The 26,197-nt window shown below is 66.1% G+C and carries 24 protein-coding genes; 8 read left to right on the top strand and 16 right to left on the bottom strand.

What is annotated here, in order from left to right:
• Nucleotides 1–45: 45 nt before the first annotated feature.
• Entirely contained in the window at nucleotides 46–2,469 is a 2,424-nt protein-coding gene (locus NP825_RS05385; RefSeq protein ID WP_257549137.1) for a TonB-dependent receptor, read from the bottom strand.
• Nucleotides 2,470–2,558: 89 nt separating this feature from the next.
• On the bottom strand, nucleotides 2,559–2,729 hold the full coding sequence (locus NP825_RS05380; protein ID WP_257549135.1) for a YezD family protein: 171 nt from the start codon (nucleotides 2,727–2,729) through the stop codon (nucleotides 2,559–2,561).
• A gap of 190 nt (nucleotides 2,730–2,919) precedes the next feature.
• On the opposite strand from NP825_RS05380, the gene NP825_RS05375 reads away from it, so the two are divergent.
• From NP825_RS05375 to NP825_RS05360, 4 genes are all read left to right on the top strand, one after another.
• The gene (locus tag NP825_RS05375; RefSeq protein WP_257549133.1) at nucleotides 2,920–3,924 is read left to right on the top strand and encodes a nitronate monooxygenase family protein; all 1,005 of its coding nucleotides are present in this window, start codon (nucleotides 2,920–2,922) and stop codon (nucleotides 3,922–3,924) included.
• 30 nt (nucleotides 3,925–3,954) lie between these two features.
• Nucleotides 3,955–4,704, top strand: a complete 750-nt coding sequence (locus NP825_RS05370) for a hypothetical protein (protein ID WP_257549131.1) — start codon at nucleotides 3,955–3,957, stop codon at nucleotides 4,702–4,704.
• Nucleotides 4,705–4,770: 66 nt separating this feature from the next.
• Complete coding sequence (ptsP, locus tag NP825_RS05365) at nucleotides 4,771–7,068, top strand: phosphoenolpyruvate--protein phosphotransferase (protein ID WP_257549129.1); 2,298 nt, start codon at nucleotides 4,771–4,773, stop codon at nucleotides 7,066–7,068.
• Nucleotides 7,069–7,133: 65 nt separating this feature from the next.
• Nucleotides 7,134–7,550: a GFA family protein gene (locus tag NP825_RS05360; RefSeq protein ID WP_257549127.1), complete on the top strand. Its 417-nt coding sequence runs from the start codon at nucleotides 7,134–7,136 to the stop codon at nucleotides 7,548–7,550.
• 140 nt (nucleotides 7,551–7,690) lie between these two features.
• On the opposite strand, the gene NP825_RS05355 is transcribed toward NP825_RS05360, so the two are convergent.
• From NP825_RS05355 to secB, 11 genes are all read right to left on the bottom strand, one after another.
• A complete protein-coding gene (locus tag NP825_RS05355; RefSeq protein WP_257549125.1) occupies nucleotides 7,691–9,046 on the bottom strand; it encodes a serine hydrolase in 1,356 nt (451 codons plus the stop codon).
• A 1-nt stretch (nucleotide 9,047) separates the two neighbouring features.
• Nucleotides 9,048–9,401 carry an MmcQ/YjbR family DNA-binding protein gene (locus tag NP825_RS05350; protein ID WP_257549122.1) on the bottom strand — a complete coding sequence of 118 codons (354 nt, stop codon included), beginning with the start codon at nucleotides 9,399–9,401 and terminating at the stop codon, nucleotides 9,048–9,050.
• Nucleotides 9,402–10,721, bottom strand: a complete 1,320-nt coding sequence (locus NP825_RS05345; RefSeq protein WP_257549120.1) for a replication-associated recombination protein A — start codon at nucleotides 10,719–10,721, stop codon at nucleotides 9,402–9,404.
• 1 nt (nucleotide 10,722) lies between these two features.
• On the bottom strand, nucleotides 10,723–11,877 hold the full coding sequence (locus NP825_RS05340) for a glycosyltransferase family 1 protein (RefSeq protein ID WP_257549118.1): 1,155 nt from the start codon (nucleotides 11,875–11,877) through the stop codon (nucleotides 10,723–10,725).
• Nucleotides 11,878–11,918: 41 nt separating this feature from the next.
• On the bottom strand, nucleotides 11,919–12,863 hold the full coding sequence (locus NP825_RS05335; protein WP_257549116.1) for a hemolysin family protein: 945 nt from the start codon (nucleotides 12,861–12,863) through the stop codon (nucleotides 11,919–11,921).
• 19 nt (nucleotides 12,864–12,882) lie between these two features.
• Nucleotides 12,883–13,389: an rRNA maturation RNase YbeY gene (gene ybeY, locus NP825_RS05330; RefSeq protein ID WP_257549114.1), complete on the bottom strand. Its 507-nt coding sequence runs from the start codon at nucleotides 13,387–13,389 to the stop codon at nucleotides 12,883–12,885.
• A 232-nt stretch (nucleotides 13,390–13,621) separates the two neighbouring features.
• Nucleotides 13,622–15,688, bottom strand: a complete 2,067-nt coding sequence (locus tag NP825_RS05325) for a transglycosylase domain-containing protein (protein WP_257549112.1) — start codon at nucleotides 15,686–15,688, stop codon at nucleotides 13,622–13,624.
• 174 nt (nucleotides 15,689–15,862) lie between these two features.
• A complete protein-coding gene (locus NP825_RS05320; protein ID WP_374046532.1) occupies nucleotides 15,863–16,555 on the bottom strand; it encodes a DUF4136 domain-containing protein in 693 nt (230 codons plus the stop codon).
• 164 nt (nucleotides 16,556–16,719) lie between these two features.
• Nucleotides 16,720–17,727, bottom strand: coding sequence for a tryptophan--tRNA ligase (gene trpS / locus NP825_RS05315; RefSeq protein ID WP_257549108.1), 1,008 nt, complete (start codon nucleotides 17,725–17,727; stop codon nucleotides 16,720–16,722).
• Nucleotides 17,728–17,730: 3 nt separating this feature from the next.
• Nucleotides 17,731–19,326, bottom strand: a complete 1,596-nt coding sequence (murJ, locus tag NP825_RS05310) for a murein biosynthesis integral membrane protein MurJ (RefSeq protein ID WP_257549106.1) — start codon at nucleotides 19,324–19,326, stop codon at nucleotides 17,731–17,733.
• 127 nt (nucleotides 19,327–19,453) lie between these two features.
• Entirely contained in the window at nucleotides 19,454–19,963 is a 510-nt protein-coding gene (gene secB, locus NP825_RS05305; RefSeq protein WP_257549104.1) for a protein-export chaperone SecB, read from the bottom strand.
• 239 nt (nucleotides 19,964–20,202) lie between these two features.
• Here secB and NP825_RS05300 point away from each other — a divergent pair, with 239 nt between their 5' ends.
• Genes NP825_RS05300 through NP825_RS05290 form a run of 3 tightly spaced genes read left to right on the top strand, consistent with a single transcriptional unit; the run spans nucleotide 20,203 to nucleotide 22,782 of the window.
• Nucleotides 20,203–20,871, top strand: coding sequence for a Tim44/TimA family putative adaptor protein (locus NP825_RS05300; RefSeq protein WP_257549101.1), 669 nt, complete (start codon nucleotides 20,203–20,205; stop codon nucleotides 20,869–20,871).
• 5 nt (nucleotides 20,872–20,876) lie between these two features.
• Nucleotides 20,877–22,208, top strand: a complete 1,332-nt coding sequence (locus NP825_RS05295; RefSeq protein WP_257549099.1) for a murein transglycosylase A — start codon at nucleotides 20,877–20,879, stop codon at nucleotides 22,206–22,208.
• A 1-nt stretch (nucleotide 22,209) separates the two neighbouring features.
• On the top strand, nucleotides 22,210–22,782 hold the full coding sequence (locus NP825_RS05290) for a Smr/MutS family protein (RefSeq protein ID WP_257549097.1): 573 nt from the start codon (nucleotides 22,210–22,212) through the stop codon (nucleotides 22,780–22,782).
• A gap of 210 nt (nucleotides 22,783–22,992) precedes the next feature.
• Here the strand turns inward: NP825_RS05290 and dapE are convergent, their stop codons facing one another.
• Nucleotides 22,993–24,129, bottom strand: a complete 1,137-nt coding sequence (dapE, locus tag NP825_RS05285) for a succinyl-diaminopimelate desuccinylase (RefSeq protein WP_257549094.1) — start codon at nucleotides 24,127–24,129, stop codon at nucleotides 22,993–22,995.
• 95 nt (nucleotides 24,130–24,224) lie between these two features.
• Here dapE and NP825_RS05280 point away from each other — a divergent pair, with 95 nt between their 5' ends.
• The gene (locus NP825_RS05280) at nucleotides 24,225–24,692 is read left to right on the top strand and encodes a cupin domain-containing protein (RefSeq protein WP_257549092.1); all 468 of its coding nucleotides are present in this window, start codon (nucleotides 24,225–24,227) and stop codon (nucleotides 24,690–24,692) included.
• Between the two features lie 108 nt (nucleotides 24,693–24,800).
• Here the strand turns inward: NP825_RS05280 and NP825_RS05275 are convergent, their stop codons facing one another.
• A complete protein-coding gene (locus NP825_RS05275; protein ID WP_257549090.1) occupies nucleotides 24,801–25,679 on the bottom strand; it encodes a sigma-70 family RNA polymerase sigma factor in 879 nt (292 codons plus the stop codon).
• Nucleotides 25,679–26,137 carry a carboxymuconolactone decarboxylase family protein gene (locus tag NP825_RS05270; RefSeq protein ID WP_257549088.1) on the bottom strand — a complete coding sequence of 153 codons (459 nt, stop codon included), beginning with the start codon at nucleotides 26,135–26,137 and terminating at the stop codon, nucleotides 25,679–25,681. The genes NP825_RS05275 and NP825_RS05270 overlap by 1 nt, the downstream gene beginning before the upstream one ends.
• Between the last annotated feature and the right edge of the window lie 60 nt (nucleotides 26,138–26,197).

Here is a 26,197-nt window from a genome sequence, read left to right as displayed (position 1 = left end):
CCCCTCGCGGGAGCGGCCCTTTTCCTTTGCGGTGGGACAGCCCGCTCAGAAACTGACCTTGACCGTCCCGCCCCAAGTGCGGGGATCGCCCGGCAGGCCGACGATCAGCCCGGTATTGCCCGGTCCGACGCTGAGCTGGTCGATATAGTCCTGATCGAACGCATTCCGGACCCAGGCGAAGAGGTCGAGGCCATTCTCGGTCCGGAACCCGGCGCGGAAGTTCGACAGCGAATAGCCCTTGACCCAGGTATAGGCCGACGGCGTCGGGTTCGACGACCAGTCGGACCGGTAGCTGCCGTCGTAACCGAAATAGAATTGCCCATCCTGGTCGAAGAGCTTCGATTCGGCGTTGACCTCAGCCCCGAAGGAAAAGGCCCATTTGGAAACCCCCGGCAGCCGCTGGCCCGAAATGTCGCAGTTCGGTGGGCTGTTCGTCCCGCCCGACTGCTCGGGCGCGCACGGCGCATCGACGAATTTCACATATTTGGCATCGGTATAGGCGCCGTTGACATAGGCCCGGAAGCGTTCGCTCGGGCGGATCGAGAAATCGCCCTCGAAGCCCTGCGTCCGCACCTTCCCCGCATTGGCAAGATAGCCGCGCAGCACGCCGAACTGGCCATTGTTCACATTGGCCTGGAAATTCCGGATATCGCTGCGGAAGGCGGTGAGGTTGAAGGTGGCGCGGCGGTCCCAAAACTCGGCCTTGATCCCCGCCTCGTAATGATTGACCGACTCCGGCTTCACCGTCGCAGCGCCGAGCAGCGGATTGTTGTCCGCATCGTTCGGCACGCCATTCTGGTTGATGCCGCCCGATTTGAAGGTCTTGGCATAGGTCGCATAGAAAAGCAGATCGCGCGTCGCCTTGTAGGTCGCGGTCAGGTCGTAGCTGAAGTTCCAGTCGCTGAACGCGGGCGCATATTCCTGCGGCGCGAACACGCCGAGCCGCGCGAGCGTGACCGCATCGGTCGGCCCAAAGACGACCGGCGTTCCGTCGCCTGCAAAAACACGCCGCTGATAAAAGCCTTCCTTCTTGTCATAGTTCAGCCGGACGCCGGGCTGAATCGTGAACTGGTCGCTGATCTTCCAGCTCGCCTGCCCGAACAGCGCGGCGCTGGTGTTCTTGAGGAACTGGGTGTTGATCGCGGTCAGACCGTCGAGCACCGACGGGTCGTTCGCCAGCGCGCTCGTCGGATTGAGCGTCCAGCGGCTCGACGCCGGGCCATGCTGCTCGGTCCCCTGCGTGTCGATGCGCTGGTAATAATAGAAGCCGCCGAGCACGAAGTCGAAGCGGTCGCCAGTGTAATTATAGCGCAATTCCTGCGTATACTGGTTCTGCTGCGACGGGTTCTGCGACTTGGTGACGATCGGCAGGCCGGTGAAGTCGCGGTCGTTCTCGGGCTGCCAGTCCCAATAGCGCCACGCGGTAACCGAGGTCAGCGTGCCGGGGCCGACGTCCCATTTGACGCGCAGCGCGACGCCGCCGATCTCGTTCCCCGCATTGAGATTGGCGTCGAGGTCGGTCAGCCGGTCATAGGGGTTGGTGCTCGGCACGACATAACCCTGCGCCGCGGCGAGCGCGGCATATTGGCGGTTCGTCGGGCGCTGCGTCTCGCCGGTGCGCACGAACACCGACGCGCAGCAGACCGCATCCTGCTTGTTCCAGTCGCCCGAAAGCGTGATCGAAAGATCGTCGTTCGGCTGCCACAGCAATTGACCGCGAATGCCGATATTGTCCTGGCTCTGAACCCAGCGGTCGGTCGTGACGTTATAGATGGTACCGCGACGGCTGGTCGACGAAATCGCAACGCGCGCCGCAAGATGGTCGGTGAGCGGGCCGGAGATCGCGGCCTTCGCCTGCTTGAAGTTCAGATTGCCGATGCTGACCTCGGCCTTGCCCTCGAAATCGAAGGTCGGCTGGTTGGTCGTGATGTTGATCGCGCCCGCGGTGGTGTTCTTGCCATAGAGCGTTCCCTGCGGCCCGCGCAGCACCTCGATCTGCGCGACGTCGAGGAAGTCGAAGGTCGAGGAGGCGACGCGCGAATAATAGACGTCGTCGACATAGATGCCGACCCCCTGCTCGATCCCGTCGTTGGTAAGTCCGAAGGGAGCGCCGATGCCGCGGATGTTGACCGCGGTGTTGCGCGGGTTCGACGAGTAAAATTGCAGCGTCGGGGTGAGCTGGGTCAGACGGCCGACGTTGAAACTGCCGGTATTGTCGATCTGTTCGCCCGCGACGACCGAGATCGCGATCGGCACATCCTGCGCAGTTTCCTGGCGGCGGCGCGCGGTGACAAGAATGTCGCCGCCATAGCTACCGCCCTCGACCTGCGCAGCGGTGGTGTCGACGTCCTCGGCATCGGCAGCGGTTTCGGCGGCAAGTGCCGGGGTTGCAGCGAGCGCGAGAAGCAGGGTGAGCGAGACGGAGGCGGCCGGCAGGCGCCGGCGGGCAGACGGATATTTTGCGGTCATGACAATTTCCTGTTGCAAGAAAATTGCCACATCCGGCGGTCCGGTCTGCGGCATGAAATATGGAACGATCCCCTTTCGGGGGAATGAAGTCAGTTCGGGTAGCGGTGGCGTTCGGTGACGTCGACCTGCACCAGCCGCCCCTCGTGGACGGTGAGCTGGATGGCGCCGAACTTCAGCTTTTCAAGCGCGTCGAGCACCGTCTGGACGGCGCGGGGCACTTGCTCGGACCCGCCTTTGGCGGCCTCCTTGAAGGAGCTCATGCAAATTTCCTTTCCCTGTGGATTCGCTCCCCAAGCATATGCCAAGTGATTTAGTTGACAATGATTGATTTGCTTTCTGCGCCGAAAGGCCCGGTTGTCGCGCCGAACCGAGTCCCGCGCACGGCGGGACGAAAGCGCGATTATCGCAATCCATTGCGCCCGCGCGCGACTGCTGGCAAAGGCGCTTTCGATGAGCAATCTTAACGATCTTATGGCGCGCGGAACCGTGCTTCTCGGCAGCGATTACGCCATTTTGTGCGGGGCAATGAGCTGGGTCTCGGAGCGCCATCTGGTGAGCGCGATCAGCAACGCGGGCGGCTTCGGCGTCATCGCCTGCGGTGCGATGACACCCGAACTTCTCGATGCCGAGATCGCAGCGACCAAGACGCTCGCGACCCGCAATTTCGGCGTCAACCTGATCACCATGCACCCGCAACTCTTCGACCTGATCGACGTCTGCGCAAAGCATGGCGTCGGCCATGTCGTCCTCGCAGGCGGCCTGCCGCCCAAGGGAAGCCTTGAGGCAATCAAGGCATCGGGCGCGAAGGTCATCTGCTTCGCGCCGACGCTGGCGCTGGCGAAAAAGCTCGTCCGGTCGGGCGTCGATGCGCTGGTCATCGAGGGCATGGAGGCCGGCGGCCACATCGGCCCCGTATCGACGAGCGTGCTGGCGCAGGAAATTCTGCCGACGCTCGCGGACGAGGTGCCGATCTTCGTCGCCGGCGGCATCGGCCGCGGCGAGGCGATCGCCGGCTATCTGGAGATGGGCGCTTCGGGCGTCCAGCTCGGCACGCGCTTCGTCTGCGCGACCGAAAGCATCGCGCATCCCGCTTTCAAGAAGGCGTTCATCCGCGCCTCCGCGCGCGATGCGGTCGCGAGCGTGCAGATCGATCCGCGCCTGCCGGTGATCCCGGTTCGCGCGCTCAAGAATAACGGCACCGAGGCCTTTACCGCCAAGCAGCGCGAGGTCGCGAACCTGCTCGACACGGGCGAGGTCGACATGCTGGAAGCGCAGCTTCAGATCGAGCATTATTGGGCGGGCGCCCTGCGCCGCGCGGTCATCGACGGCGACGTCGAGGGCGGTTCGTTAATGGCAGGGCAATCGGTGGGTATGGTAACGTCGGAGGAGAGCGTTGCCGATATCATCGCGGCTTTGGTGCAACAGGCCGAAGCCGCATTGCACGCACGGGGTTGAGGCCGCATGTTCGCGGTTGGGGAGAATTTCATGACTATGTCGCGCAAGATCATCATGGCCGGGCTGCTTGCGAGCGTCGCCGCCTGCGCACCCAAACCGCCGCCGCCGCCGCCTCCCCCGCCGCCGCCGGTCACGATCGTCATTCCGCCGCGGCCGTTGCCGCCGGGCTATGCTTCGCTGACGCAGATACTGCCCGGCCGCGGGATCGACGGCCATTTCGTCACCGCGAACAGCAATATTTCGGGCGACCGTGCCTTCTGGCAGCTCAAGATCGGCCTCAACGTCGCGGCGATCGGTTGCCGCGGCACCGAGGAAGCAACGCTGGTGTCGGCGTATAACAATATTATCAAGGCCCATGCGAAGATCATCAAGTCGAGCGAAAAGGCGGTCATCACCCAGCTCGGCAAGGAGAATGGCAACAACGGAATCGCCCCGCGCGATCGCTTGTCGACCCAGCTCTTCAATTATTTCGCACAGCCCCCCGCACAGCGCGCCTTCTGCGCCCGCGCCAACGAGATCGCGCAGCTCGTTTCCTCGACGCCAAGCGCGCAAGTCATCGAGCAGGCGCCGGCGCAGCTCGCGCGGCTCGATCAGCCATTCCTCGATTTCTATGAAGCCTATGCCCAGTATCAGCTCGACGCGGCGGCATGGGACGCGAAATATGCGCCACCCCCGGCGATCATGACCACTCCGGCCGTGACGCCTGCAGCGCCCTATGGCCCGGCGTCTCCCGAAACGACGACGTCGGCGACGCCACCGGCGACCAACCCCGGCGCCTGATCGCGACAGGAAATTTCGCGCGCGCCCTTGGCGGCGGGGCATCGCATCTGTTAGCACGGACGGGACATGACCAACGCCCCGCCTCCGCCGACGTCGGCCGCCCAGTCGGCGCGCACCATCCTGACCCGACTGCACGAGGTCATGGCGGCGCGCAGCAATGCGCAGAGCAAGCTCAATCAGGTCGTCGGCATCATCGGCGAATGCCTGCACAGCGAGGTCTGCTCCATCTATCTGCTGCGCGACGGAACGCTTGAACTCTATGCGACGCGCGGCCTCAAGCAGGAGGCGGTGCACGTCACCCGCCTCGCGCTCGGCGAAGGCCTTGTCGGCACGATCGCCGCGCAGATCGAGACGCTAAACCTCGACGAGGCGGCGGCGCACCCGGATTATTCCTATCGTCCCGAAACCGGCGAAGAACTCTTCCACAGCTTCGCCGGCGTGCCGATCATCCGCCGCGAGCAGGCGGTCGGCGTGCTCTGCGTCCAGCATAGCGATCCACGCCGCTATGAAGAGATAGAGATAGAGACGCTGCAGACCGTCGCGATGGTGCTGTCCGAACTGATCGCCAACGCCGATCTGGTCGACACCACCGCGCGCATCGACGCCGCAGCCGCCGATCAGTCGGCGCAGCGATTGTCGGGGCAAAAGCTCGTCGACGGCATGGGCGCGGGCATCGCGGTCTTTCACCAGCCGCGCATTACCATCGAACATACGGTCGCCGACGATGTCGAGGCCGAGCGCCACCGCGTCTATGCCGCATTCGACAAGATGCGCGAACAGATCGACCGCATGACGAGCCAGGCCGAATTCGGCATCGGCGGCGAGCAGGAAGAGGTTCTCGAGACCTACAAGATGTTCGCCTATGACGAGGGCTGGTCACGCCGGATCAACGAAGCGATCGACAGCGGCCTGACCGCCGAGGCCGCAATCGAGCGCGTCCAGCAGCGCACCCGGATGCGGATGCGCCAGATCGACGATCCGCTGCTGCGCGATAGGATGCACGATCTGGAGGATTTGTCGAACCGACTGATCCGCATCGTGTCGGGGCAGATGGGCACCGCGGCGCAGATGGGCCTACGGCAGGATTCGATCCTGATCGCACGCAACCTCGGCCCCGCCGAACTGCTCGAATATGATCGCCGCCGGCTGAAAGGCGTGGTTCTCGAAGAAGGGTCGCTGACCGCGCACGTCATCATCGTCGCGCGCGCCATGGGGGTTCCGGTCATCGGCCGCGTCCGCGACGTGCGCTCCTCGATCCGTGAGGGCGACCTGCTGCTGCTCGATGCCGGCGCGGGCACCGTCCACGTCCGCCCGACCCAGGCCGTGCAGGATGCCTTCGACGCCAAGCTCGAAATCACGCAAAAGCGCCGCGCCGATCTGGCCGCACTGCGCGATCTGCCCGCGATTACAAAGGACGGCGTGCCGATCGAGCTGATGATCAATGCAGGGCTGCGCGAGGACGTCGCCGCGCTCGACCTGACCGGGGCGCGCGGCATCGGGCTGTTCCGCACCGAATTCCAGTTCCTCGTCTCGGCGACGCTGCCGCAGCGCGAGCGGCAGCAGCGGCTCTACCGCGACGTCCTCGACGCGGCGGGCGACCGGCCGGTCATCTTCCGGACGGTCGATATCGGCGGCGACAAGGTGCTGCCCTATATGAACATGGAGGATTCCGAGCAGGAGGAAAATCCCGCGATGGGCTGGCGCGCGCTGCGCCTGGCGCTCGAACGCGAAGGACTGCTGAAGGTACAGGCGCGCGCGCTGATGGAGGCGGCGGCCGGCCGGACGCTCAACGTCATGTTTCCGATGGTATCGGAACCCTGGGAATATGAGGCAGCGCGCGAGCTGTTCGTCAAGCAGCGCGCCTGGCTCGCGAGCCACAACAAAAAGCTGCCGGTCGCGATCCGCTATGGCGCGATGCTCGAAGTGCCGGGGCTGGTCGAGACGCTCGATCTGATGCTGCCGCATCTCGACTTTCTGTCGATCGGCACCAACGACCTCACCCAGTTCCTCTTCGCCGCTGATCGCGCGCACCCGCGGCTTGCCGAACGCTACGACTGGCTGTCGCCGACGGTCATGCGCTATCTCGCGCGCGTCGTGAAGCTGGTGTCGGGCAGCAAGGTCACACTCGGCGTGTGCGGAGAAATGGCGGGACGTCCGTTGGAGGCGATGGCGCTCCTCGGCCTCGGCATCGAACGGCTGTCAATCACGCCGGCGGGGGTCGGCCCGGTCAAGGCGATGATCCGCTCGCTCGACCTGGGCGCGCTACGCGCGGATATGCCGGCCATCCTGGCCCACCCCGCGGCGGACCCGCGCGGACAATATCAGGATTGGGCCAAGGCCCATAAGGTCGATCTGGGCGACTAGCGCCGGTCAGTGCTGCTGGACTCGAATAATGTTTATGATATGTTCTCATCAGAAGGAGAGCGATCATGACCGAATCCCCCACCCGAGCCAGCGGCCAGTGCCATTGCGGCGCGATCCGCTATTCGATACCGACCGCGGTCGAACATCATGCGCTGTGCCATTGCCGCGACTGCCGCCGCCATGCCGGCGCGCCGATGGTCGGCTGGGCGCTGGTCAATCAGGCCGATCTGGAGATGACCGGCACGCCCAAAATCTATGTATCATCCGAACATGGCCGGCGCCATTTCTGCGCCGATTGCGGCACCGGCCTCTTCTATACCAACGAGGCGATTTTTCCGGGCCAGATCGACGTCCAGTCGGCAACGCTCGACGATCCGGACCTGATCCCCGCCGGCGCGCAGATCCAGATTGCCGAGCGCATCGGCTGGATGGAGAAGCTGGACGAAATGCCGACGTTCAATCGCTATCCGGGGATGGATTAGGGCAGGATAGTTTTGGCTATCTCGTCATCCCGGCGAAGGCCGGGATCTCACCCTCTCGACCTGACGCACCGGCGAGATCCCGGCCTTCGCCGGGATGACGAGACAAGGATGGCAGGGTTTCAGTCTAACCCGTTCTCGCTCTATGGCCCCTTCCCGTCCGCCGCGACGATGGCAGCGACCAGCTTAGCGATGTCGAGCCGCTGCTTTCCATCGTCGTAACCCTGACGGACGATGACGAGTTGGCGCGAGGGGATGACCACCAGATATTGGCCGCGGTTGCCGAAGGCTCCGAAAGCATCGGCTGGGATGCCTTCGGACTTGTTCAACAGCCAGAAACAGGCGCCGTAGCCGAACGCTCCCTCGGGCTGCGGTCCGGTCGGCGCGGTGACGAAGCGGCGCCAGTCGACGGGCAGCAGGCGCTCGCCCCGCCACCTCCCGTCATTCTGGTAGAGGAGGCCGAGCCGCGCCAGGTCGCGCGCGGTGGTCCACACCTGACTCGACAGGATATAGTCGCCGTCCTTGTCATGCTCGGCAAAGGTGCGCGTCATGCCGATGCGGTCGAAGAAGGCGTTGGGGTCGAGCGTGCGGCCCGCCTTCGCCTCGGCTGCCTTCAGCGACAGCGTCGCGAGCAGCGTGTCGTTATTGGCGTAGCGGTACTGCGTGCCCGGCGGATTGAGCAGCGGCCATTGCGTCGTCCACTGACGCACCGATGCACCGCCCATATAGATGGCGTCACTGCGATTGCCCGCCGTGTCGCTGGTCAGCCCGCTCGCCATGCGCATGAGCTGCTCGGTCGTGATCGCCGCGCGCGGGTCGCCCGGCGACTGCCATTCGGCGATCAGCGCGGGCGCCTTCACATCGACCGAGCCTTGCAGCACTGCATGACCGATCAGCGTCGCCGCCATCGACTTGGCGACCGAGAAGGTGCGCTGCGCGGTGTGAACATCGTGCCCGCCCCAATAGCGCTCGACGACAATCCGGCCGTTCTTGACGATCAGCAGCGAACTCGTCCGCCCGCCATAGGCCGCGACAGCCTCCGCCGCGCTCGCAAACGGCGTAAAGCCGCGCGGGACCGGCGCGCGCGCATCCCTGTCGCCCATCGGCCATGGCTGATCGTCGAGCACCGGGCGGGCGGCGCCCGTGAAGCCGGCGATCGGTATCGGGGCGGCGCCGATCGGCAGCGTGACGCACCCTTCGCCGGTTATCCACTGCGCAAGGCGCGGCGGCATGTCGTCCCGATACCTGACGCGGACGACCTTCGCCTTGTCGTCGACATCGGCGTTCAGCGCGTGCACATCAGCCTCGATCTCGAGATAAATGCCGGTCAGTTCGTCGCGTTCGATCGCCTCCAGCGGCTTGCCCGCACCATTCCACAACGCCGAGCAGGTGAAGGCCGCGCGATAGCCGGCCGCCCAGGCCCGATCGATCTCGGTGGCCGCCTGCACCGGAAGCGCGGCGGCCGCGAGTGCCAGGCCGAAAGCGGCGCGCGCCAGCATCTCAGGGCCGTTCGCCGAACGCCGCGCGCTGCGTTTTCTTCGCGCGGTCCCACCAGGCACGGCGGATGACGTCGGCGACCCGCCCGGGATCGTGCGGACCATAGCGGACGAGCAGGCCGGGCCAGCCTTCGTAATGCGGAGTCTGCCAGAAGCTGTCGGGATCGGTTTCAAGCAGCACCTCCTTTTCCTCGTGCGGGGCCATGACATGAAAGCTGCCCGCCTCGCGTCCCGGCGACACGAAGGCCTTGCCGCTCACCTTGGGGCACGGCGTGCCATAGAAGGGCGCCATCTCGACGTCGGGGAGCGCGAGCGCGAAAGCGACCACATCGTCCCAATTGTCGAAGCGCGCCGCCATCTATCCGCCCCTGCCCTCGCGCCGCCGCTCGTCCCACCAAGCCATGCGCTCGGCGATCCGTTTCTCGAAACCGCGATCGACGGGGCGGTAGAGGTCGAGGGGTTTCATTTCGTCGGGCCAGTAATTGGCGCCCGAAAATCCCTCGGGCGCGTCATGGTCGTAGGCATAGCCCGCGCCATAGCCGAGATCCTTCATCAGCTTGGTCGGGGCGTTGAGGATATTCGCGGGCGGCGCGAGGCTGCCGGTGTCGCGCGCCGCGCGCCATGCGGCCTTCTGCGCCATATAGGCGGCATTCGATTTGGGCGCGGTCGCGCAGTAGAGGCATGCCTGCACGATCGCGAGTTCGCCTTCCGGTGAGCCGAGGAATTGATAGGCGTCCTTCGCGGCAAGGCATTGCACCAGCGCCTGCGGGTCGGCGAGGCCGATGTCCTCGCTCGCGAAACGGGTGATGCGACGCAGGACATAGAGCGGCTCCTCGCCCGCGACGAGCATCCGCGCCAGCCAGTATAGCGACGCCTGCGAGTCCGATCCGCGCATTGCCTTGTGCAGCGCCGAGATGAGATTGTAATGACCGTCGCGGTCCTTGTCGTAGACGGGCATGCGGCGGTGCAGGAATTGCGCAAGCTCGCCGGGATCGAGCGGCCGTTCGATCGTCACCGAAAACAGCGTCTCGACCTGATTGAGCAGGAAGCGCCCGTCGCCGTCGGCGCTCGCGATCAGCGCGGCGCGCGCTTCGGCGGTGACCGGCAGGCGCTGGCCGATCTCCGCTTCGGCGCGCTCGATCAGCGTGCCAAGCGCCGTTTCGCCGAGGCGATGGAGCACGAGAACCTGCGCGCGGCTGAGCAGCGCGGCGTTGAGCGCGAAGCTGGGGTTCTCGGTCGTCGCGCCGACGAGCACGACGGTGCCGCGCTCGACGAAGGGGAGAAAGCCGTCCTGCTGGGCGCGGTTGAAGCGGTGAATCTCGTCGACGAACAGCAATGTGCGCCTGCCCGCCGCCGCCATCTTCTCAGCATCTGCGAACGCCTTCTTGAGATCGGCAACCCCCGAAAAGACCGCCGACAGCGGCGCGAAGCGCAGGCCGACCGCTTCGGCGAGCAGCCGCGCGATCGTCGTCTTGCCGGTGCCCGGTGGTCCCCAGAGGATGATCGACGACAATTGCCCCGCCGCGACCATGCGGCCGATCGCACCGTCCGGGCCGGTCAGATGTTCCTGCCCGACGACATCGGACAGCGTCTTCGGCCGTAGCCGTTCGGCAAGCGGCCCATCGCCGGGGGTGACGGAGGCCGGCGGCTCCTGATCGGCGAACAGATCATCCGCCATGCTAGCCGCGCCGCTGCTTCTGCCGGATCAGCCGCAAATAGGTGTCGGCGACCGACTGATTGATCGCATCCCATTGATAGGCGCCGCTTTCGGCACGGGCGGCGGCGCCATGCGCCGCGCGCAGTTCGGGATCGCGGCAATAGCGCTCGAGATCGTCGGCGAAGAGCGTGATCGCGCCCGGCGAGACGAGGTAGCCGGTCTGTCCATGCTTGACGATGCTCGCGCTGCCGGTGGCGCGCGCGGCGACCACGGGCAGCCCGCACGCCATCGCCTCCAGCGTGACATTGCCGAAAGTTTCCGTGATCGAAGGATTGAAGAAGATGTCGCATGAAGCGAGCGCGCGGGCGAGGTTCTCGCCGCCCTGGAAGCCGACAAACTTTGCCTGCGGCAGGCGCGATTCGAACCAGTCGCCGGCGGGGCCTTCGCCGATCACCACAACCTGATGCGGCACCTTGCGGCGCTGAAGCTGGTCGATCGTGTCGGCGAAGACATCGAGCCCCTTTTCCATCACGAGGCGGCCGAGGAAGGCGACGACCGGCACGTCGTCGGCGATCCCCCAGCTTCGCCGCCAACTCATGTCGCGGCGGCCGGGAGTGAAGGTGTCGCGTTCGACGCCGCGGGTCCAGATGCCAATGTCGTAGTTCATCCGCTGCTGGCGGAGCACCTGCGCAAAGCTCTCGGACGGCGCGATGAGTGCGTCACAGCGGCGGTAGAGCCGACGCAGCCACGCGACGACGATCGGTTCGAGAAAGGAGAGGTTGTAATAGCGAAAATAGGTCTCGAAGCGCGTGTGGACCGAGCAGGCGACCGGGATATTGCGCCGCCGCGCCCACGCCGCCGCCTGCCGCGACACGCGGTCGGGGCTGGAGATGTGAAGGATGTTGGGCGCGAACTGCGCGATGTCCTGGCGCACCCGCGACGAGAAATGGAGCGGAATGCGATATTCGGGGCGATTGGGGATCGCCATCGACGGCACGCTGACAAGGTCGCCGGTCGGCGCAAAATCTGGGTCGTCGACGGTCGGCGAATAGACGCGCACCGCCGCGCCCTGAGCCAGCAGATAGCCGACGAGCCGATTGAGCGCCTTGTTCGCGCCGTCGGTCGTCATGTTGTAGTTGCCGCTGAACAGGGCGATGCGAAGGTCCGAAACTTCCATCCGCCCTCCGCTAGTCCTTTGGCGGGGCAAAGGCAATTGCGTCAAAAGTCGTCGGGTTTGTCCAGCGGCGCTTCAGGGTCGATCTCGACCGGCGGGTGGAGGCGCAGGTGATGGACGCGCCTTTCGTCGGCCTCGGTCACCTCGATGCGCCACCCGCTCGGGTGATGGAGGATTTCACCGACCTCGGGGACATGGCCCGCGAGCACCGCCGAAAGCCCGCCCAGCGTGTCGACATCCTCCTCGACCTCGGCGAGCCGCGGGTCGATCGCTTCGCCGATGTCGTCGAGTTCGGCGCGCGCGTCGGCTTCCCAGCAGCCATTCTCGCCCGGCACGAACAGCGCGGTCGGCTCGTCGTCATGCTCGTCCTCGACCTCGCCGACGATTTCCTCGACCAGGTCCTCGAAGGTGACGAGGCCTTCGGTGCCCGAATATTCGTCGATCACGATCGCGAGATGGGTGCGCTTCGCGCGCATCTCCGCCAGCAGGTCGAGCACATCCATCGACTGCGGGACGTAGAGCGGCTGGCGGATCAGGTCGAGCAAAGGCGGTGGCGCCTGCCCCGCCGCGAGCACCGCGAACACGTCCTTGACGTGAATCATCCCGACAACCTCGTCGAGCGTTTCGCGATAGACCGGCAGGCGGCTGTGCCCCGCGTCGGCGAACAGCGCCACGACCTCCTCGAAGCTCGCGCTCTCGGGAATAGCGACGATCTCGCCGCGCGGTACCGCGACATCGTCGACGGTCTGCTCGCCGAAATGCAGGAGGTTGCGGACCATCTTGCGCTCGATCGGCGAAAGGTCACCGACGGCGCTGGCTCCGCCGCGGCGGTCCTCACCCTCTTCTTCGGCCTCGTCGATGACCTCTTCGATCTGTTCGCGAAGCGACGGCTCCTTGTCGCCGCCGAAGATCAATGTCTTGAGCCCGGCCAGCAGGCCGGATCTACTGTCGTCTTCCGATCGGCTCGAAGAGTCCCGGTCGTCGGGCATGATGGCGTCTGTTCCCCTGTTAATCCTGATCCGCATATGGATTGGCGATGCCCAGCGATGCAAGCGCTTTCACTTCCAAGGCCTCCATCGCCTGCGCGCTCGGATCGTCCATATGATCGTAGCCGACGAGATGGAGCGTGCCGTGAACGATCAGATGCGTCGCATGGTCGGCAATCGAAATCCCCTTCTCCTCCGCCTCGCGCACGCAGGTTCCGCGGGCGAGGACGATGTCGCCGAGCAATATCTCGCCGTCGTCGCTGTTGCTGAGCGTGTCGAGCAGATCGGCCTGAACCTGCGGAAAGGACAGCACGTTGGTCGGCTTGTCACGCCCACGGAAATCGCGGTTGAGCGCATGAACCTCCGCATCGTCGGTCAGGCGCACCGCGATCTCGACGAGCGGGGCGGCATTGGCAAGCTCCGCCCACGGCGTGAGCGCGAGCGCCGCAGCAGCGGCTTCGGCGGCGCGCGCCTCCCAGTCGAGCGCATCGGGCCAGGGGCTCGCTTCGTGGGTTTCGACGCTCAGCATGAAAAAGGGACACTCCGAAAAAGCGCGGAAAACTGCCTAACTTTACTCGCAAATCGCATTTGCATTGATGGCGAGACGGCAAGGCGGATCATAATCGGACGGTATCGCGGCCGGACAATGTAGGACAGCGGATTTTTTCGTCATCCCGGCGAAGGCCGGGATCTCATCCTCGGAAACATACGCACGGGCGAGATCCCGGCCTCCGCCGGGATGACGTGAAGGAAGGCCGACTTCATTGCGGCGCCGGTGAGGGCGGCGGCTGCGCCGGCGGCCGGTCGCCGATCGGCAGCTTGAGATCGATCTTCGTGCCGCCGATCTCGGTGCTGATCACGGCCTGGCCGTCCTTGACCCCGACGCTGGTCTTGTCGGCGATCGGCACGCTCGGAATATCGAGGGGAATGTCGGGAATGTCGAGCGGCTGCACCGGACCGCCCGGATCGGCCGCCGGACGCTCCTTCCGGGCTGGCGCGGCGGCACGACCGCTCGCCTGCAGCATGAAATCGCGCCAGATGCGCGCGGGAATGCCGCCGCCCGCGGCGCCATGAAGCGGGCTATTGTCGTCGTTGCCGATCCAGACCCCGACGACCAGCCCGTTGGCGTAGCCGACGAACAGCGCGTCGCGGCTGTCCTGCGTGGTGCCGGTCTTGCCGAAATTGGCTTGCGGCAGCCGCGCGGCACGGCCGGTGCCGCGATTGACCGCGGCGCGCAGCATCTGTTCGATATCGTCGTGGACGCGCGACGAGAAATGATCGGGCCCCCAGACCCAGCGCGCGAACCAGCCCGGCTCCTCTTCCGTAAAGGCGTGCGGGACGACCGGATAGCTGTTCGCGGCGACCGCGGCATAAGCAGCGGTGAGTTCGAGCAAGGTCATGCTCGACGTGCCGAGCGCAAGGCTGGGGTCGCCCTTTGCCAGCGGCGAGGTGACGCCAAGGTCGCGCGCCATGCGGATGATCTTGTCGTCGCCGACCTCGCGAAACAGCCGCACCGCGGCGACATTGCTGGAGGCCGCAAAGGCATCTTCGAGGGTGATCGTGTCCGAATAGGCGCCGCCGGCATTCTTGGGCTGATAGGCGCCGGTGTCGATCGGGCGATTGTCGATCCGATCCTCCGGCGTCTTCCCGTCCTCCAGCGCGGCGAGATAGACGAACAGCTTGAAGGTCGATCCCGGCTGGCGCCGCGCCTGCGTCACGCGGTTGAAGGGCGAGGCAGCATAGTCGCGGCCGCCGACCATCGCGACGACCTCGCCATTCGGACGCATCGCGACCATCGCGACCTGTGCCTTGCCCAGCCCGGCGCGCGCGGTGACGCGACGCGCGATCCCCTGTAGCCGCGCGTCGAGCGTGGTGCGGATCGTCTGGCGCGAATAGCCGACATCGCTGAGCTGGCGCGCCTCGGGCAGCGCCCAGTCGGCGAAATAAGTGCCGGTAGGCAGCGTGTTGCGGCTACGCACGTCGATACGCGGGGCGCGGATCGCCCTGGCCTCGGCGGCGGTCAGATAGCCCGTGTCGGCCATCGCGGCGACGACCAGCTTCATTCGCTTCGCCGCAAGATCGGGATTCTTGGTCGGCGCGAGGCGCGACGGCGCCTGCACGAGCCCCGCGAGCATCGCCGCCTGCGCCGGGGTCAGCTTCTCGGGCTGGCGCGAGAAATAATGGAGCGACGCCGCGCGCAGCCCGTAGGTGTTGTCGCCGAAATAGGCGTTGGAGAGATAGCGTTGGAGAATCTCGTCCTTGGTCAGCCAGGCTTCGAGCCAGAAAGCGATCAGCGCCTCGCGCGCCTTGCGGCCGAGGGTCTTTTTCGGGGTCAGGAAGGTGAATTTGGCGAGTTGCTGGGTGATCGTGCTGCCGCCCTGCTTGCGGCCGCCGGTCAGATTCGCCCAGACGGCGCGCGCGACGCTGCGCGGATCGACGCCCCAATGGCTGTAGAAACGGCGGTCCTCGATCGCGATGAAGGCGCCGGGGACATGCTTCGGCAGCTTCGCGACGTCGACCGGCGCATCGACGATCGCCCCCATGCGCGCGATCGGGGTGCCGTCGGAAGCGAGCAGCGTGATCTCCGGCGGCGCGATCGGTTGCAGCGATTTCGACAAAGGCGCGGTGAGTGCGAGCCAGCCGACGAGCAGGATGAAGACGACCGCGAAGATCGCGAAGCCGCGCGAGACGCGGCGTGTCCATTTGCGGAAACGACTTTCGGGCGCGGGCAGCGGGACCGCAGGCGCGAACGGGTCGGGATAGGGGGCAGCCGGCGTTTCGGGCGGCGACGGCGGAACGGAGGATCTGGATTTCAGGAAATCGAACATGCGCGAAAGCGCGTATTACACGCACAACACAGCCTTGGCAAACGGGTTCGCACACTTGGTGGGAGCGAAGGAACGAGGTCGTTGCCGAAGAGGGTGAGGACCAATTGACATGGCGCGCAAAAAAGGGCCCGCCTCCCTTTCGGAGGGCGAGCCCCTTGTTCGTGCGGAAGGCGATCAGCCCTTTTCGGGCGGCGCCACGGTGATGCGGACGCGCTCGCCCGAATTGCCGGGGAAGCCGGTGAACATCGCCTCGACGAGGTTCGGGACCAGCGCCTGCAGATTATTGTCGCGCGACTGCGCCTCGGCATGGCCCTCGAACAGGCGATAGCCGTCGGAAGCGCGGTTGATCTGGAGATTGAGGCCGCTGGTATAGACGGTGTAGCTCGACACGTCGTTATAGCCCCAGCCGGGACCGAAGCCGCCCCACAGGAAGGGATCGCGCCAGCCGTAGACATAGCGGCGGCCGCGCGGCCCGCGGACGATCACCGGGCGATAATAGGACGGGCCGAAACCGCCGTACCAGGGGTCGCCGAAGCCGGGCGACGACACGACGCGCTCACGCCCCTTGTCGACGCCATAGTCCATGCGGACGACCATATCCGGCCGCTCGCCATTGGCGGCGGGGCGATAGCCGTAGCGGGTCAGCTCGCCGGCGACGAGGTTGGCATATTGGCCGAACTCGATGCCGCCCTGCAGCGCCGGGTTGCTCGCCTCGATCGCGAAGCTCTGGCCCTGCGGCGCCGGAAGCTGCGTCTGGAAACGCGCGACGTCGGCCTTGAAGGGAGTCGCGCAGCCGGCCAATGCCAGCGCCGCGCCCGCAATGGCGGCCAGACCGAGCCGCCGGGAAATATTCTTGTTCATGCTCATGCTCCGTGATTCGGACGGGCGCGCATATTGCGCCGTTTATAACATGACTACGCCGATGCGACTTAACCTTGGTTGAACTCGCTTCGCCGCACGACGGCACCTTCCGTCAATATGGGGAAGCGCCGCCGATAAACAAGAATTTCCTTTGGCAAAAAGCAGTTTGCTCAGCGGCACAGCCCCAGCGCGGCATAAGCGGCATCGAGCGTCGGTTTCGCGAGAAGGCGCGCCTTTTCCGCGCCCTTTTCGAGAATGGCGTCGAGCGCCGCCGTATCGTCCTTCAGCGCGACGAAGCGCGCGTTGATCGGGCCGAGCGTTTCGATCAGCAGCGCGCCGAGCGCGGGCTTGAACGCGCCGAACCCCTGCCCCGCATAGTCGCGCAGCACCGCATCGACGCTGGTGTCGGCGAGCGCGGCATAGATGCCGACGAGGTTGCGCGCCTCGGGGCGACTCTCCAGCCCGGCAGCCTCGGACGGCAGCACCTCGGGATCGGTCTTCGCCTTCTTGACCTTCTGCATCATCGTGTCGGCATCGTCGGTCAGGTTGATGCGGCTCATGTCGGACGGATCGGACTTGGACATTTTCGCGGTGCCGTCGCGCAGGCTCATGATGCGCGCCATCCCGGCCGGGATGATCGGTTCGGGCAAGGTGAATACCGGCGCGTCCTCGCTGGCATAATCATTGTTGAACTTCTGCGCGACGTCGCGCGCGAGTTCGAGATGCTGCTTCTGGTCCTCGCCTACGGGCACGTGCGTCGTCTGGTAGAGCAGCACGTCGGCCGCTTGCAGAACAGGGTAAGTGTAGAGTGCCGCCGACGCGCTTTCGCGATTCTTGCCCGACTTGTCCTTGAACTGCGTCATCCGGTTGAGCCAGCCGAGCCGCGCGGTGCCGTTGAGGAGCCATTGCAGTTCGGCATGCGCGGGGACGCGCGCCTGATTGAAGAGCAGCGAGCGGTCGGTGTCGATGCCACAGGCGACGAGCGCGGCGGTCATCGCGCGGGTGTTGGCGGTGAGTTCGGCCGGAACGTGCGGCATCGAGATCGCGTGGAGGTCGGCGAGGAAATAGAGCTTGTCGCCCTCCATCTCGTCCTGCATCCGCACCCAGTTGCGGATCGCGCCCAGATAATTGCCGAGGTGCAAATTTCCGGTGGGCTGGATGCCCGATAGCGTCCGCATGTCTTACTCCTGAGATTTTGCCGCACCGTTGCGGCGGCGCCGCGTCAGCATGGCGAGCAGATCCTTGTCAAGCGCGCCGGTGACGAAGGCCGCGGCAAAGAAGACCGCGCCCCCCACGCCGCACAGCGCGGCGAGCGCGCCGACGCGCTGCACGACATTGCCGCCGTACCAGGGCTGCATGAGCGGCATCATCCACCAGAGCAACGCCGCCATCGCAGCGACCGCAACGAGCTGGCGCGTGATCCGCCCCGCGAGCTTCGCGGTGAAATGGAACCAGCCGCGGCGGTGCAGGATGACATAGAGGAGGAGGCAGTTGAGGCTCGCCGAAACCGCGGTCGCGCCCGCGAGCCCGACGATGCCGAAGCGCTCGACGACATAGAGGTTGATCGCGATATTGACGATCAGCGAGGCAAGCGCGGTCCACACCGGGGTCCGCGTATCCTCGCGCGCGAAGAAGCCGGGGTTCAATATCTTGACGATGACATAGGCGGGCAGGCCCGCAACGAGCGCGACGACGATATGCGCCATCGTCGCGCCGTCAGCGTCGGTGAATTTCCCGCCGACGAAGAAGGCGGTGACGAAGGCGGGCGCGCAGATCGCAAGCGCGGCGGCGGCGGGCAGCGTCAGCAGCGTCGCCATCTCGAAGGCGTTGGCCTGCAGCCGCTGTGCCTCGGCGGCGTCGCCGCTGTGGATATGGCGCGACAGCATCGGCAGGATCGCGGTGCCGAGCGCGATGCCGACGATGCCGAGTGGAAGCTGGTTCAGCCGGTCGGCGAGCTTGAGCAGCGTCAGCGATCCCTGCGGCAGCGAGGTCGCGAAGAAGGTGTCGACGAACTGGCTGACCTGATAGATGCCGGCGCCGAAGGTCGCGGGCAGGATCAGCATCCCGAGCCGCTTCACCTCGGGGGTGAATTTGGGGAAGCGGAAGCGCAAGGTCAGGCCTGCACGGCGGACCGACCACCAGAGATAGGCGAGCTGGGCGATGCCGGCGAGACTGACCGAAACGGCGAGTGCCTCGGCGACGATCCGGTCGTCGCCCCGGGGCCCGCGCAGCCACCAGCCGGTAACGATGCCGCCGATCAGCAAAATGTTGAGCAACACCGGGGCAAACGCCCCCGGCGCAAAGCGCGAGCGTGCGTTGAGCAGCCCCGACAGCATCGCGACGAGGCTGATCAGCGCAAGATAGGGAAAGGTCACCCGGCTCAGGAACACCGCGAAATCGAACTTGCCCGGCACGTTCTGGAAATCGCGCGCGAGAATCCAGACGATCCCCGGCATCGCGATCATCATCACCGCCGAAAAGGCGAGCAAGACCCAGAGGAAGACCGAGAGCACGTCGTCGGCGAATCGCGCCGCGGCCTCCTCACCCCCTTCGCCATGCAGCGCACGGCTGTACATCGGCACGAAAGCGACCGAGAAGGCGCCCTCTGCAAACAGGCGGCGGAAGGTGTTGGGCAGCGTGAAGGCGAGCTGGAAAGCGTCGGCGGCGAGCCCGGCGCCGAGCACGCGGGCGAGCAGCATGTCGCGCACGAAACCGAACAGGCGGCTGACCATCGTCAGCCCGCCGATCGTCCCGACGCTCTTGACGAGGCTGGTCATGCGGCCTCTTCTTCAATCACCATCGTCATTGCGGCCCCGGCGAAAGCCGGGGGAAGCAATCCAGAATGTGCGTAAACCGCCCTGGATTGCTTCGCTTCGCTCGCAATGACGAGGTTTTCAAGTCAGATCAGGCCTGGCCGACCGGCGCCATCTCGCCAACGTCGCCCTGCGCCTGCGCCTGCTGCATGAACAGACCGTGGAAATCGATCGGTTCGAGGAGCAGCGGCGGGAAGCCGCCGTCGCGGACGACGTCGGCGACGACGCGGCGCGCGAAGGGAAAGAGGATGCGCGGCGCTTCGGCGAGGAAGAAGGGCTGAAGCTGGTCGTCGGGGACGTTGCGGACCCCGAACAGGCCGGCATATTTCAGGTCGACGACGAACATCGTGCCCTCGTCGGACTTCGAGCTGATGTCGATCTTCAACGATACTTCATAGAGATTCTCGCCGACATTGTCGGCGCCGATGTTGAACTGGACATCGATCTGCGGCGCCGATTGCCACTGATAGGCGGCCGGGGCGTTCGGATTCTCGAACGACAGATCCTTCACATATTGCGAGATCAGGCCGATCGCGGGCGCGGTGTCCTCTCCATTTGCCTGCGGGGCGGGATTGATGTCGGTGCCGGTCTCGTCAGCCATGATCGTAACGCTTTCGTTGGAAATAAAGGATAGGGTCCGCCCGTGGACGGCCCGGGGACGGAAGGTTGCGGCGGCGCTTAGCAGCGGCGACGGAACAGCACAATGGGCGGCGCGCGTCGCCCAGGATGCCCCGAATCGTTGACCCGCCGCGATGCCGGGGCCATGGTGGTTTGAAACATGGCCATGGATCGCCTATGTAATGGCCGAATAGACTTTCCCGTAATAATCGGATTTTGCCTGTGACTGCTTTTTCGATCGTCCTGCTCGCCATGATCGCTGCCTTTCTGGGTATGCGGCTCTATTCGGTGCTCGGCAAGCGGACCGGACACGAGCAGGAACCCGTCCTGCCGCGGCGTGACGAGCGCGCGGCGCCCGCACCGGTTCGTCTCGACGAGAGCGATGCGCCCGCGGCGCTGCCCGCCGCCGGTGCGAGCGGCGCCGGACTCGTCTACGAACCCGCGGCCGAGGCCGGTCTTCGCCAATTGCTCGCCGCCGACCGCCATTTCGACGCCGGCCGCTTCATGGAAGGCGCCGAGGCGGCGTATCGCATGATCCTGGAGGCTTTCTGGGCGGGCGACCGCGACACGCTGCGCGACCTGTGCGACGACGACAGCTATGAAGGCTTCGTCGAAGCGATCGAGGCGCGCACCGCGCGCGGCGAAAAGCTCGACAACCGCCTGATCGGCATCGATTCGGCCAAGATCACCGCGGTCGAGCTCAGCCGCCGCGAGGCACGGATCACGGTGCGCTATCAGGCCGACATCAGCGCGGTGACCCGCGATGCCGAGGGCAAGATGATCGCAGGCTCGATGAGCGACGCGGCGCAGGCCGACGATTTGTGGACCTTCCGTCGCCAGATCGGCAGCAGCGATCCCAACTGGCTGCTCGACGAAGTCGAAGCCGCCTGACCTCGATGCGGCGGGTCGCGACGGCGGACGCGCCGCGGGCGCGGGCTTGCGGATTCGCGATTCTCGCCATCCTGCCGTTGTTGTCGGGCTGTGCTTCGGTGATTCCCGAGGCGGGAAGCCGTCCGGCCACGACCCGGCCCGCGCCGACTCCGGCGCCATCGTTGGGCACGCCCTCCTATATACCGCGCCCCTCAGCGCCCGCGAGCGCGGCGGCGAGGCCGATTCCGGCGACCCCCAATCCACCGCTGCCCGCGCCCGTTCCGCCCGCCACCGCGACCACCGCCGCCGAGGCCGGGGTCCTTGCCGGTCCCGAGTATAATGAACTCGGCGTCGCGGCCGATCAGGCGACCGCCGCGCTCAAGGCGTTCCGGCTGAGCTGCCCTTCGCTGCTTCGCCGCACCGATGCGAGCGGCCTCACCCAGAATGGTGAGTGGGCCGAAAGCTGCAACGCCGCGACGGGCTGGGCCGATCGCGACGCGAGCAATTTCTTCAGCCGCTATTTCGGCACGGTGCAGGTCGGCGCGGGTACGGCGTTCGTCACCGGCTATTACGAGCCCGAAATCGCGGCCTCGCGCGACAAGCGCCCGGGCTATGACGTCCCTATCTATCGCCGCCCCGCCGATCTGATCGACGTCGACCTTGGGGTCTTTTCGAAGGATTTGCAGGGCAAGAAGCTTCGCGGCCGCGTCGACGGCAGCAATTTCGTGCCATACTACGACCGCGCGACGATCGAGCGCGGCGCGCTCGCGGGGCGCGGGCTGGAGATTGCCTGGGCGGCCGACGCCGCCGAATTCTTCTTCCTTCAGGTGCAGGGTTCGGGACGGCTGCGCCTGCCCGACGGCAGCGTCATGCGCATCGGCTACGACACGCAGAACGGCCGCGACTATGTCGGCATCGGCAAGCTGCTGCTCGATCGCGGCGAACTCCAGCCGGGGCAGGCGTCGATGCAGGGCATCCTCGATTATCTGCGCGCCGATCCGGTGCGGGGGGCGGCGGTGATGAACGAGAATCCAAGCTGGGTCTTCTTCCGCGAACTGACCGGTCCCGGTCCGCTCGGCGCGCTCGGCGTTCCCGTCACCGGTCGCGCGAGCGTCGCCGCCGATCCCAAATATGTGCCGCTCGGCGCGCCGGTCTTCCTCTCGCTCGACCGCGCCGAACCGAACGGGCTGTGGATCGCGCAGGACACCGGCGGCGCGATCAAGGGCGCGAACCGCTTCGACAGTTTCTGGGGCGCGGGCGAGGCCGCGCGGGCGACCGCCGGCGGCATGGCGGCGCGCGGTTCGGCGCTGCTCCTGCTGCCGCGCGCGAGCGTCGCGCGGCTTACGGCACGCCCCTGACATGGCGCGGCGGCTCGCCCCCGAGGAAAGCGTGTTGTGGAAAAAGGTGGCGGCAACCGTCGCGCCGCTGGCGAAGCGACCGACGCCGGTCGAGCCCAAGGCGCCGCCGACGATCAAGCCGCCCAAGACGGTCGTGCGCGCGGCCGCACCCGCCGCCGCGCCGCGTCCTTCGTCACCGCTGCCACCGCCGCGCCGGACTTGGGCGAGCAGCACGCTCGACGGCCATTGGGACCGGCGGCTGCGCAAGGGGCTGGTGCGCCCCGACATGAGCATCGATCTGCACGGCCATACGCTGGCGTCGGCGCAGGCGCTGCTCGACGAGGCGATCGGGCGTGGGCTGCTGCGCGGCGCGCGGGTGCTGCTGGTGGTCGCGGGACGACTGCGGCCGGGTGCCGACCGCCTGCCACAGATGCATGGCGATCCCCGCCCGCGCGGCGCGATCCGCGCCTCGCTGCCCGAATGGCTGTCGGTGTCGCCCTATGCCGACCGCATCGTCGCGCTGCGCCCCGCGCATATCAGCCATGGCGGCGGCGGCGCGGTCTATGTCATCCTGCGCCGCGGGCGCGAGGAATAGTCGCACGCAAAGGCGCGAGGAGAATAAGAAAATATCTCACACAAAGACACAAAGAGGGCGCGCCATGCGACTGCTGCCGTTCGTCGCGGCAGGCGACCTTCTTTGCAAAGGCGCTTCGCGCGATCCAGACACGCAGCGGCGTCAACGAAGGCTGCCCTCTTTGTATCTTTGTGTGAGCCTTTCTTCTTCGCGCCTTTGCGTGAGATAAATCTAATCGAGCAGCGCGCGCATCAATATGCCGCGATAGATGGCGGTCAGCTTGTGCAGATCGTCGACCGCGACCGCCTCGTCGAGCTTGTGCATCGTCGCATTGATCAGCCCGAACTCGACCACCGGGCACAGTGCATGAAGGAAGCGCGCATCGGAAGTACCACCGGTCGTCGACAATTCGGGGCGAAGGTCTATCTCGGCGTGGATCGCCTCAGCGACCAGTTCCGACAGATCGCCTGGCGGCGTCAGGAAAGCTTCGCCTGAAATCTTGCCGAGCACCTTTGCTTCGGGCTCGACGTCCCGCGCCAGCCGCTCGACCATCGCGACGAGGTCGGCGCCGCGGTGCTGGTCGTTGAAGCGGATCGACAGCCGCGCGCGCGCCGACGCGGGAATGACGTTGGTCGCGCCGTTGCCGACCTCGATATCGGTGAATTCGATGTTCGACGGCTGGAACCAGTCGGTCCCGGCGTCGAGGCTGACCGCATCGATCGCCGCCAATATCTTCACCAGCTTGGGGATCGGATTGTCGGCAAGGTGCGGATAGGCGACGTGGCCCTGCGTCCCCGGCACGTCGATCCAGATATTGACCGACCCGCGCCGCCCGATCTTCGCCATGTCGCCGAGCCGGTTCGCCGAGGTGGGTTCGCCGACGAGGATCATGTCGGGCTTCACCCCGCGCGCGTCCATATGCTCCATGAGCGCGCGGGTGCCGAAGATCGCGGGGCCTTCCTCGTCGCCGGTGATGATCAGGCTGATCGTCCCAGCCTCCGCGGGGGTCGCAGCGGCGGCCGCGACGAATGCTGCGATAGCCCCCTTCATGTCGACCGCGCCGCGGCCGTAGAGCAGCTCGCCGCGAACTTCGGGCGCGAAGGCGTCGCTCGTCCAGCCGACGCCCGGCGGCACGACGTCGAGATGGCCGGCAAAGCCGAAATGCACCGGCCCCTTGCCGGCGCGCACCGCGAGCAAATTCTCGACCGGGCCGTCGGGTTCGATCCCGTCGATGAAGCGCTCGACCGTGAAGCCGAGCGGGATCAGCGCCGCTTCCATCACGTCGAACACGGCGCCGGTGGCGGGCGAGATGCTCGGCGCGGCGATCAGCGCCTGGGCGAGGGCGACGGGGTCGACAGCGTGGGTCATACCGCTCCCTTACCCCTTCGTGCGCGCTCAAGTCGAGGCTTTGCATCGCGGCGATAATGTGCGAAACAAAGGCAGAACAAAGAAGGGATTGCCCGATGCCCAAGCTCGACCTCGATGCCATTCCGCAAACCAACGCCACCGGCTATCCCGCGCCCTATGACGCGCCCGTGCAGGGCCGTTGGTATCGCCGCCTCGCGCCGTCCGCGGGCCTCAGCGATTTCGCGGCGAGCCACGTCGTGCTGAAACCCGGCGCCTGGTCGTCGCAGCGCCACTGGCACGACGGCGAGGACGAAATGCTGGTGATGATCGCGGGCGAAGCGGTGCTGATCGAGGATGATGGGCGCTGGCCGATGCGGCCGGGAGACATCGCGGTGTGGCCGAAGGGGAACACCAACGGCCATCATCTGGTCAACGAATCGGATGCCGACTGCGTGTTCGTCGCGCTGGGCGGCGGCAAGAAATACGATACCGGCGGCGGCTATTCGGACATCGACATGCTGTTCACGCCCGACGGCTATTTTCACAAGGACGGCACCCCCTATCCGAGGGCGCGGCTTCCGTGATCCTGGCGCCGTTATCCGCGCGTCGCAGCGGCGAAGTGACACGACGACAAGGATTCCAGCTTTCGGTCGCGTGACGGCAATATTCGATCGAAAGCCGCCCCCTCCCCCTCAATGCATATGCTTCAGCTTGTCGGGATTGCGCATCACATAGATGCCGGCGACCTTTCCGTCCTCGATTTCCAGCGCCGTGGTCTGAAGCTCTCCGTCGGCCTCGCGGGTGACGAAGCCCGGCAGGCCGTTGATCGTGCCGGTGTGGACAAGCGTCGAGCCATGTTTGGCGAACAGCACCGCAAGGCTGCGGTGCAGCGTCATCACCGTGTTGAAACCGAGCACCGGCACCATTGCCGCGGGGCGCTTGCCGCCGCCGTCGGACCACATGCCGACGTCTGCCGCGAGCATCGCGCCGAGCGCTCCCATGTCGCCGCTGCGCGAGGCAGCGAAGAAGGCGTTGGCAATTTCGAGCCCCCTTTCCTTCTCCAATCTGTAGCGCGGGCGCGCATCGCGGACGTGCGTGCGCGCCCGCGCCGCGAGTTGGCGCGTCGCGGGAGGATCGCGGTCGATCGTCTTCGCGACCTCATCATATTCGACGCCGAAGACATCGTGGAGCAGGAAGGCCGCGCGCTCCAGCGGGGAGAGCCGTTCGAGCGCGAGCATCAGCGGCAGGGTGACGTCGTCCTCTTCCTCCTCCTCGACCAGCGGATCGGGGAGCCAGGGGCCGATATAGGTTTCGCGGGTAGCGCGCGCCGATTTCAGTTGGTCGAGGCAGAGCCGCGTCACGGTGCGGCGCAGGAAGGCCGCGGGCTCGCGCACCGCGTCGCGGTCGGTGCCGAGCCAGCGGAGGAAGGCATCCTGCACCACATCCTCGGCATCGGCGACCGAGCCGAGCATGCGGTAGGCGACACGGACGAGGAGCGGGCGGAGCGGGTCGAAACTCGCCGCCGCGTCCTGCCCCCCGAAATTTTCGCCGCTGATGCCTTCCCCCATCATCAGGCGGCCTTCGCCGGCACGCCGCCCTCGTACCAGAGGTCGAAACCCACCGCGATGCGGTTCCAGCCGTTGATGACATTGATCATCACGGTCAGGTTCATCTGTTCCTCCGCGGTGAAATGCTCGTCAAGCGCCGCGCGCGCTTCCGCCTGTGTGTGCCCTTGCGAGAGGCGGGTCAAGGCGTCGGTCCAGGCGAGCGCGGCGCGTTCACGAGGCGTATAGACGGGCGCCTCGTGCCAGGCGGCGAGCAGGTAGATCCGCTGTTCGGTCTCCCCCGCAGCGCGCGCATCGGCGGTGTGCATGTTGATGCAGTTGGCGCAGCCGTTGAGGATCGACGAGCGGATTTTCACCAGTTCGATCAGGCTCTTCTCAAGGCTCTTTTCGGCCGCGAGGCTGACCGCCATCCACTGCTTCATGAGGTGCGGCGAGGCCGCGAAAGGGTCGGTTACCTTGGTCATGTGTGTCTCCTTGACTTGGGTTGTACAAGCATGACGAGACAGCGGTGGTGGATGTGACAT

The organism is Sphingopyxis sp. DBS4 (assembly GCF_024628865.1).
GTDB lineage: Bacteria > Pseudomonadota > Alphaproteobacteria > Sphingomonadales > Sphingomonadaceae > Sphingopyxis.
The sequence above is the reverse complement of the archived record's forward strand: the minus strand, read 5'-3'. Positions and strand labels throughout refer to the sequence as shown.

Excerpts from the sequence above, each read along its gene's own strand:
- NP825_RS05335 (WP_257549116.1), bottom strand. The coding sequence starts at position 12,863 with ATGCCCGACGACCGGGACTCTTCGAGCCGATCGGAAGACGACAGTAGA.
- NP825_RS05345 (WP_257549120.1), bottom strand. The coding sequence starts at position 10,721 with ATGGCGGATGATCTGTTCGCCGATCAGGAGCCGCCGGCCTCCGTCACC.
- NP825_RS05270 (WP_257549088.1), bottom strand. The coding sequence starts at position 26,137 with ATGACCAAGGTAACCGACCCTTTCGCGGCCTCGCCGCACCTCATGAAG.
- NP825_RS05380 (WP_257549135.1), bottom strand. The coding sequence starts at position 2,729 with ATGAGCTCCTTCAAGGAGGCCGCCAAAGGCGGGTCCGAGCAAGTGCCC.
- NP825_RS05385 (WP_257549137.1), bottom strand. The coding sequence starts at position 2,469 with ATGACCGCAAAATATCCGTCTGCCCGCCGGCGCCTGCCGGCCGCCTCC.
- NP825_RS05280 (WP_257549092.1), top strand. The coding sequence starts at position 24,225 with ATGCCCAAGCTCGACCTCGATGCCATTCCGCAAACCAACGCCACCGGC.
- NP825_RS05360 (WP_257549127.1), top strand. The coding sequence starts at position 7,134 with ATGACCGAATCCCCCACCCGAGCCAGCGGCCAGTGCCATTGCGGCGCG.
- NP825_RS05290 (WP_257549097.1), top strand. The coding sequence starts at position 22,210 with ATGGCGCGGCGGCTCGCCCCCGAGGAAAGCGTGTTGTGGAAAAAGGTG.
- secB (WP_257549104.1), bottom strand. The coding sequence starts at position 19,963 with ATGGCTGACGAGACCGGCACCGACATCAATCCCGCCCCGCAGGCAAAT.
- NP825_RS05355 (WP_257549125.1), bottom strand. The coding sequence starts at position 9,046 with ATGCTGGCGCGCGCCGCTTTCGGCCTGGCACTCGCGGCCGCCGCGCTT.
- NP825_RS05295 (WP_257549099.1), top strand. The coding sequence starts at position 20,877 with ATGCGGCGGGTCGCGACGGCGGACGCGCCGCGGGCGCGGGCTTGCGGA.
- ybeY (WP_257549114.1), bottom strand. The coding sequence starts at position 13,389 with ATGCTGAGCGTCGAAACCCACGAAGCGAGCCCCTGGCCCGATGCGCTC.
- ptsP (WP_257549129.1), top strand. The coding sequence starts at position 4,771 with ATGACCAACGCCCCGCCTCCGCCGACGTCGGCCGCCCAGTCGGCGCGC.
- NP825_RS05325 (WP_257549112.1), bottom strand. The coding sequence starts at position 15,688 with ATGTTCGATTTCCTGAAATCCAGATCCTCCGTTCCGCCGTCGCCGCCC.
- NP825_RS05375 (WP_257549133.1), top strand. The coding sequence starts at position 2,920 with ATGAGCAATCTTAACGATCTTATGGCGCGCGGAACCGTGCTTCTCGGC.
- NP825_RS05320 (WP_374046532.1), bottom strand. The coding sequence starts at position 16,555 with ATGAGCATGAACAAGAATATTTCCCGGCGGCTCGGTCTGGCCGCCATT.
- NP825_RS05275 (WP_257549090.1), bottom strand. The coding sequence starts at position 25,679 with ATGATGGGGGAAGGCATCAGCGGCGAAAATTTCGGGGGGCAGGACGCG.
- NP825_RS05350 (WP_257549122.1), bottom strand. The coding sequence starts at position 9,401 with ATGGCGGCGCGCTTCGACAATTGGGACGATGTGGTCGCTTTCGCGCTC.
- dapE (WP_257549094.1), bottom strand. The coding sequence starts at position 24,129 with ATGACCCACGCTGTCGACCCCGTCGCCCTCGCCCAGGCGCTGATCGCC.
- NP825_RS05370 (WP_257549131.1), top strand. The coding sequence starts at position 3,955 with ATGACTATGTCGCGCAAGATCATCATGGCCGGGCTGCTTGCGAGCGTC.
- trpS (WP_257549108.1), bottom strand. The coding sequence starts at position 17,727 with ATGCGGACGCTATCGGGCATCCAGCCCACCGGAAATTTGCACCTCGGC.
- NP825_RS05340 (WP_257549118.1), bottom strand. The coding sequence starts at position 11,877 with ATGGAAGTTTCGGACCTTCGCATCGCCCTGTTCAGCGGCAACTACAAC.
- murJ (WP_257549106.1), bottom strand. The coding sequence starts at position 19,326 with ATGACCAGCCTCGTCAAGAGCGTCGGGACGATCGGCGGGCTGACGATG.